The sequence below is a fragment of the Streptomyces sp. NPDC007346 genome, from assembly GCF_040703535.1.
Taxonomy (GTDB): Bacteria; Actinomycetota; Actinomycetes; order Streptomycetales; family Streptomycetaceae; genus Streptomyces.
On record NZ_JBEYKR010000096.1, the window covers coordinates 21,046 to 27,368 of the forward strand.

5 protein-coding genes are annotated in these 6,323 nt (G+C 72.9%); 4 read left to right on the forward strand and 1 reads right to left on the reverse strand.

The genetic code is table 11. From position 1 onward, the window contains the following. Positions 1-33 precede the first annotated feature (33 nt). Positions 34-966 (reverse strand): Gfo/Idh/MocA family oxidoreductase, encoded by a 933-nt coding sequence (locus AB0917_RS23105; RefSeq protein ID WP_366821519.1) that lies wholly within the window; start codon positions 964-966, stop codon positions 34-36. 242 nt (positions 967-1,208) lie between these two features. Between AB0917_RS23105 and AB0917_RS23110 the strand changes: the two genes are divergently transcribed. From AB0917_RS23110 to AB0917_RS23125, 4 genes are all read left to right on the forward strand, one after another. Next, on the forward strand, positions 1,209-2,720 hold the full coding sequence (locus tag AB0917_RS23110) for a hypothetical protein (RefSeq protein WP_366821520.1): 1,512 nt from the start codon (positions 1,209-1,211) through the stop codon (positions 2,718-2,720). Continuing rightward, positions 2,717-3,856, forward strand: a complete 1,140-nt coding sequence (locus tag AB0917_RS23115; RefSeq protein ID WP_366821521.1) for a hypothetical protein — start codon at positions 2,717-2,719, stop codon at positions 3,854-3,856. Before AB0917_RS23110 ends, AB0917_RS23115 begins: the two co-directional genes overlap by 4 nt. A 171-nt stretch (positions 3,857-4,027) precedes the next feature. Beyond that, complete coding sequence (glnII, locus tag AB0917_RS23120; protein WP_366821522.1) at positions 4,028-5,062, forward strand: glutamine synthetase; 1,035 nt, start codon at positions 4,028-4,030, stop codon at positions 5,060-5,062. Between the two features lie 501 nt (positions 5,063-5,563). Then, positions 5,564-6,229, forward strand: coding sequence for a winged helix-turn-helix domain-containing protein (locus tag AB0917_RS23125; RefSeq protein ID WP_366821523.1), 666 nt, complete (start codon positions 5,564-5,566; stop codon positions 6,227-6,229). The last annotated feature ends 94 nt before the right edge of the window (positions 6,230-6,323 follow it).

Consider the following 6,323-nt stretch of genomic DNA (forward strand, 5'->3'; position numbering starts at 1 on the left):
TGGCCTGAACCAGACCACCGGGGTCCACGATCGCTAGCCGGCGGCCACCTGCGCCTCCGCCTGTGCCAGCAGCTCCGTGAGGCGGAGGCCGAAGCGGGCGTCGCAGGCGTGCGGCACCCCCGTACGTACCGCCTCGGCCAGCGCGTCCACCGCTCCCCGGAGCGCGGCCTGCGCGCCGTCCCAGCGCGGGATCTCGGCCGTCCCGTGCTCGCCCCGCAGCTCGATGTCCATGCCCGCCGCGGCCGGCGGGGCGCTCAGGCCGAGGGTCACCGTGCTGGAGGCGCCGGAGGTGTGGCGCAGGATCAGGTGGGTGGTGTCGGCGGGGCCGCGCGCGGCGGTCAGCTCCGTGACCTCGCCGAGCACCGGGATCAGCACCGAGAGCGCGTGCGGGCCGACGTCCCACAGGCCGCCCTTCTCGCGCCGCCACGGGGAGTCGGCGTACTCGTTGGCCGAACCCGGGGCGTAGAGCGAGCCGAGCCACTGGGCGCGGGCCGTGAACCAGCCGTCCACCGCCGCCTGTTCGGCGATCCACGCGGAGGTCTCGGGCGCGAACCGCAGGGTGCAGAAGACGACGGAGGCGACCTGCGCCCTCTCCGCTGCCTCGGCGACCGCGCGGGCCCCCTCGACCGTCGTGGCGACCGGCTTGTCCGTCAGGATGTGGCAGCCCGCCTCCGCCGCCCGGACCGCGAGCGGCGCCTGGACGTCCGGCGGCAGCGCGAAGGCGACCGCGTCGCTCGTCTCCAGCAGCGCGTCGACCCCGGCCTCCCCCGTGTACGCCCGGGTGCCGTGGGCGCTCGCGAGGGCTTCCGCCGCCTCGGCGCGGCGGCCCCACACCCCGCTCAGCACGACATCGGGGTGGGCCGCGAGCGCGGGCGCGTGGGTGTTGCGCGCCCAGGGGCCGGCGCCGAGGAGGCCGATGCGCAGGGGGGTGGTGGCGGGAGTGATGCGGGCGGCGGGGGTCGTCATGGGGCCAGTGTGCCTGGTGCCGGCCGGCGTCGTCCGTGGGGGCGGTGCGACGGGTGCGGCCGGTGCGCCCACAGTCCGAAGGCCCCCGAATACGGTGGCGGGGAGCGGCCCTTCCCCGTTACGTTTCCCGGGCCGGCCGCGGGACTTCGGCTGCGACTTCCGAGACGTGCCTGTGAAGCGATGATTTCGTAGTTCGCGCCTCCATTCCCCGGCTGGCGACTGCGTCCACCCGGGGGAAGACCATGAATACGTCCGAGAGCCATGCCGATCTCGTCGCCGCCGAGGACGTCCTCCTCTTCGTGAACGCCGCGATCACCGCGACCGGACAGCGCGAGTTCCGTCCGGGCGTTTCGGGCGCCCTGGACCAGCGGCTTTCCCTGGACTTTCTGCACACCTACGTACGGGTCAATTACCGCCGCCTGTACGCCGCTTCCCTGGCCCTCGACATCAACGACCACAACGCCGCCCGCATCGTGCTCGGGCTGCTGGAGACCGCGGGCGAGGCGGGCGCCGAGGAGCGGCGCGCCGAGGGCCGGCTGATCGCCGCCCGGCTGGCGGTGCTGCCGCCCCAGCGCGTGTACCGCCTCTTCGGCGCCGTACGCCGGGCCGGGATCAACAACCGGCGCACCCGGGCGATCATGCGCGACTGGCTGGCGGGCCGGCCGGATCTGGGGCACGACGCGGTGAAGTACCGGAGCGGGGTGAAGACGGCCGCCCGCCACATCCATCTGCGCTGCCCCGAGGGGGCCCAGGTGGCGAGCGAGGTCGGGGCGTTCTTGTTCCGGCCGGGGAAGCTGCCGCGCTACGAGCACCCGCTGCTGGACGCCTGGCGGCGCGCCCACTACGAGCAGGGGGCCGTGGCCGAGCTGCCGTTCAGCGTCGCGGAGGGGTTCGCGGCGCGGCACGGGATGAAGCGCGCGGTCTTCCTGGAGCGGGCGGCGCCCCGGATGACCCGGCTGGAGCGGCTGCGCACCCAGGAGCAGCGGGCGGCGTCGGGCCGGGGGCCCGCCGAGGAGGTGGATCTGAGCGTGCTGCCGCTGACCCGGCTGGCGCTCTACGTCCTCGCGCTCCCCTTCGAGCGGCGCGCCGCCCGCCGCGCCGAGCTGACCGGTGCCCTGCGCACGGCCGCCCGCCGGGGAGCGGGAGGACATGCCGGGAGCTGGGGCCGGGTGCACGCCGTGCTGGACGACAGCTTCTCCTCGTCCGGGTCGGGGCAGAAGCGGCGGCGGCCGCTCGCCGTGGCCCTGGCCTGCCACTACCTGCTGGAGGCGCTCGCCGCGCCCGGCGCGTACCGGGCGCTGTGGACCTCGGGCCGGGGCGACGCCCTGCTCGTACGGCCGTGGGGGCCGACGCCGCTGGGGATGCGGGTCCTGGACGCGCTGGAGCCCGGGGCGGGTGGCGCGGCCCCGGACCGGGTGGTGATCGTCTCGGACGGCTGGGACAACGCCCCGGCGGGGCTCGCGGGCGAGGTGCTGCGGGTGTGGCGCAGCCGGCTGGATCCGGGGCGGCGCACGGCCGTGGTGCACGTCAACCCCGTATACGACGCGGCCGGTTTCGACGTACGGCGGCTCGCCGCGGGCGTTCCGACGGCCGGGATCCGGGACGCGGAGGATCTGCCCGCGCTGGTGGAGATCGCCCGGTTCGCCGAGGGCCGGACGGGGCCGGCGGAGCTGCACGCGTATCTGGACCGGCGGGTGGCGCGGTTCCTGGGAGACGGGCACGGAGACGGAACGGGAGAGGGGGAGGTCGCGTGAACCGGCTGGAGCTGACCGGGCTCACCACCCGGCCCGCGCAGGTGTGGGGCGGCATCCGACTCGTACCGCTGGTGCGTGAGGCTCCGGTGGAAGGGCTCCGGCTGCACCGGGAGGTGTACGAGGGGCTCGGGGCGGGGCTCGTCGAGCTGGGGCCCCGCGGCCACTACGTCTCGTACATCCCCCACGGGTTGGTCGCCGACTGGTCGGCCGCCGGTGCCGGGGCGCCGGGCTCCGGCGGGCAGTCGGCCGCGTACGGGACCCAGTTGGGCGGGCGTGACGCGCCCCGTACCCTCCGGCTGCCCCGGCCGCCCCTGCACCGTATGGCCAAGCGGCGCCCCGGCGACCGGCTGCGGTTCCTGCCGCTCCACCTGGCCCTGGAGGGCTACCTCGCGCTGCACTTCGGCGGCCCGTCGACCGCCTGGGAGGAGTGGTCGCGCCAGGCGCTGCGCGACGGGCTCTCGCCGCGCGCGGAGGACGCGTACCTCGGGTGGTCGGTGCGCGGGCTCGGGGACGCGCTGCGGATCTTCGAGATCCACCCGGACCAGTGCGGGGTGATGGTGTACGTCTCCGACGCGCTCGCCGCCGCGTTCGTCGTACCGCACCCGGAGGACTACCGGCTGCTGCACGCCTCGCTGGTGGAGGACCTGTACGGGGAGCTGGTGCACCAGTACGGGCTGTACGGGGCGCCGGTGGCGGAGTTCGGCGCGCGCATCCGGGGCGAGGAGCACATCCGTACGCTCGCCGGTCTTCGGGCGGCGGCGCGCGGGCAGCAGCGGGCGTGGGAGGAGGCGCACGACGCCCTGTTCGCACGGGAGCTGCTGGACACGTCGTACGGCTTCGACCGGGTGTACCGGATGGGGTCGTTCACCCTGTGGCGGTTCCTGCCGCCGTTCGTCCGGGACGGGAGCGGGCAGCACATCGGGGAGACGATCACCGACCACAAGGGGCGGGTCGCCTATCTGAAGACGTTCCGGCTCTCGGATGCCCAGATCCGGCGCGGCCATCTGCTGCACACCCTGGCGGGGGCGGACTGGGAGCTGTCCCGGGCGGCCGAGGCGCTGGGGTCGAGCCGGGAGGAGCTGGTGCGGCGGATCCGGGCCGCCGGGTTCTCGGATCTCCTCAAGGGCAACGTGTGAGCGTAGAGGCGACGCGTGAGCGTAGAGGGCAACGTACGACGAGCCCTGCGAGGTGCCCTTCTGACAGAGGAAACCTCGGTAACACGGGGTTCACACTCGGGCAACGGACGGGAAATCGCGTCTTGCCAAGCTGCGCGGCATAGACCGCTGCACCCGCAAAGGATGGCGTCCGTGACGTTCAAGGCTGAGTACATCTGGATAGACGGCACCGAGCCGACCGCCAAGCTTCGTTCCAAGACGAAGATCATGGACGGCACGCCGTCGCAGGACGTGACGGCCCTGCCCATCTGGGGATTCGACGGTTCCAGCACCAACCAGGCGGAGGGCCACGCCTCCGACCGGGTACTGAAGCCCGTCTTCACCTGCCCGGACCCGATCCGCGGCGGTGACGACATCCTCGTGCTGTGCGAGGTGTTCGACATCGACATGACGCCGCACGCGTCCAACACCCGGGCCGCGCTGCGTCCGGTCGCCGAGCAGTTCGCGGGCCAGGCCCCGATCTTCGGCATCGAGCAGGAGTACACCTTCTTCGACGGCCACCGGCCGCTCGGCTTCCCCGAGGGCGGCTTCCCGGCCGCGCAGGGCGGTTACTACTGCGGGGTCGGCGCGGACGAGATCTTCGGCCGCGAGATCGTGGAGAAGCACCTCGACAACTGCCTGGCGGCCGGGCTCGGGATCTCCGGCATCAACGCCGAGGTCATGCCGGGCCAGTGGGAGTTCCAGGTGGGCCCGCTCTCCCCGCTGGAGGTCTCCGACCAGCTGTGGGTGGCCCGTTGGCTGCTCTACCGCACCGCCGAGGACTTCGGCGTCTCCGCGACGCTGGACCCGAAGCCGGTCAAGGGCGACTGGAACGGCGCGGGCGCGCACACCAACTTCTCCACCCAGGCGATGCGCGAGGGCTACGACGCGATCATCACCGCGTGCGAGTCGCTGGGGGAGGGTTCCAAGCCGCTGGACCACGTGAAGAACTACGGCGCGGGCATCGACGACCGGCTCACCGGTCTCCACGAGACCGCCCCGTGGAACGAGTACAGCTACGGCGTCTCCGACCGCGGCGCCTCGGTCCGTATCCCGTGGCAGGTCGAGCAGGACCAGAAGGGCTACATCGAGGACCGCCGCCCCAACGCCAACGTCGACCCGTACGTCGTCACGCGGCTCATCGTCGACACCTGCTGCACCGCGCTGGAGAAGGCCGGCCAGGTCTGATCCCGTCGCGGCGACGCGTCTTCGAGGGGCCCGCCGGTTCGCCGGCGGGCCCCTCCCGCGTGGTTTCCCCGTTCGCCCGATGCTGGTTCGACGGTCGTTCGGTGCTCGCTCGACGGTCGTTCCGCGCTCGTTCGACGGCCGCTCGGCGCTCGCCCGATGATCGCTCGGCGCTCATTCGAGACGGCAGGAAAGAAAGGTGAGCGAGAAAAAGCGCAGCGTGAGGAAGGTAACGTCAAGAGGCCGTATCGACGAGTGAGAGAAGTCTGCTGCATTGCCGCAATGTCTGCTTCAATGGAGCCATGGCCAGCTTCCAGTACATCGTGTCGGGTCGCAGCGACCTCGAGCCGTTCTGGCCATCCCGTCAGCACCATGATTTCGACCGGGTGTGTTGCCGCGCGTGGAACGCGCAGGCCCTCTAAAGCCGCTCACCCCGGCCTTCGGTCCGCGCGCACGACGTAAGTCCGTCCTCGACGACTCCTCGCGCGAAAGAGCTGACCCTCCATGGCGAACACCCGTACTTTCTCCGCCGCTTCCGCTGCCACCGCGGCCTCCCCGGCGCCCTCCGCGGCCAACCCCGCCGCCCGCTCCCTCTCCCCCAACCGGCACCGTCTGCGCGCCGTCGACCGTGACGAGGTCGCCCGGCTCTCCGACGTGGCCGACTTCCTGCCGCCGGGCGCGACCTGGCTGCCCGCGCCCCAGCACACGCTTCCCGCCCTGCCGGGGCAGCCGCCGATGATCGGTTACCTGGTGCTCGTCCCGGCCGACCAGCAGCCGGCGCTCGCCGGGGCCGTCGCCGCCTCCCAGCTCCGGCAGCAGCCCGACCGGCAGGGCCGCGCGCCCTTCGCCCAGCACCTGGCGCCGGAGCCGGTCGAGGAGGGGGTGTCGCCGGGGCCGGTGCGGATCGACTCGACCCGGCGTACGGCCTCCGTGGACGGGGTCACCCTCGACCTCACGTACCTGGAGTTCGAGCTGCTGGCCCACCTGGTGGCGCACCCGCACCGGGTGCACACCCGCGACCAGCTGGTGACGACGGTGTGGGGTTACGGGCATGTGGGTGACGGCCGCACCGTCGACGTCCATGTGGCCCGGCTGCGCCGCAAGCTCGGTGCGGAGCACCGCCGTTCGATCCAGACGGTCCGCCGGGTGGGGTACAAGTACACGCCCTGAGCTTGTTTTTTAACGTCCCCTGCTGAAGGGCCAGTTGGCCATTAGTGGGCGATGAGACAACGGTGCGGCCTTGGTGTGATCATGTGCGTTGTCG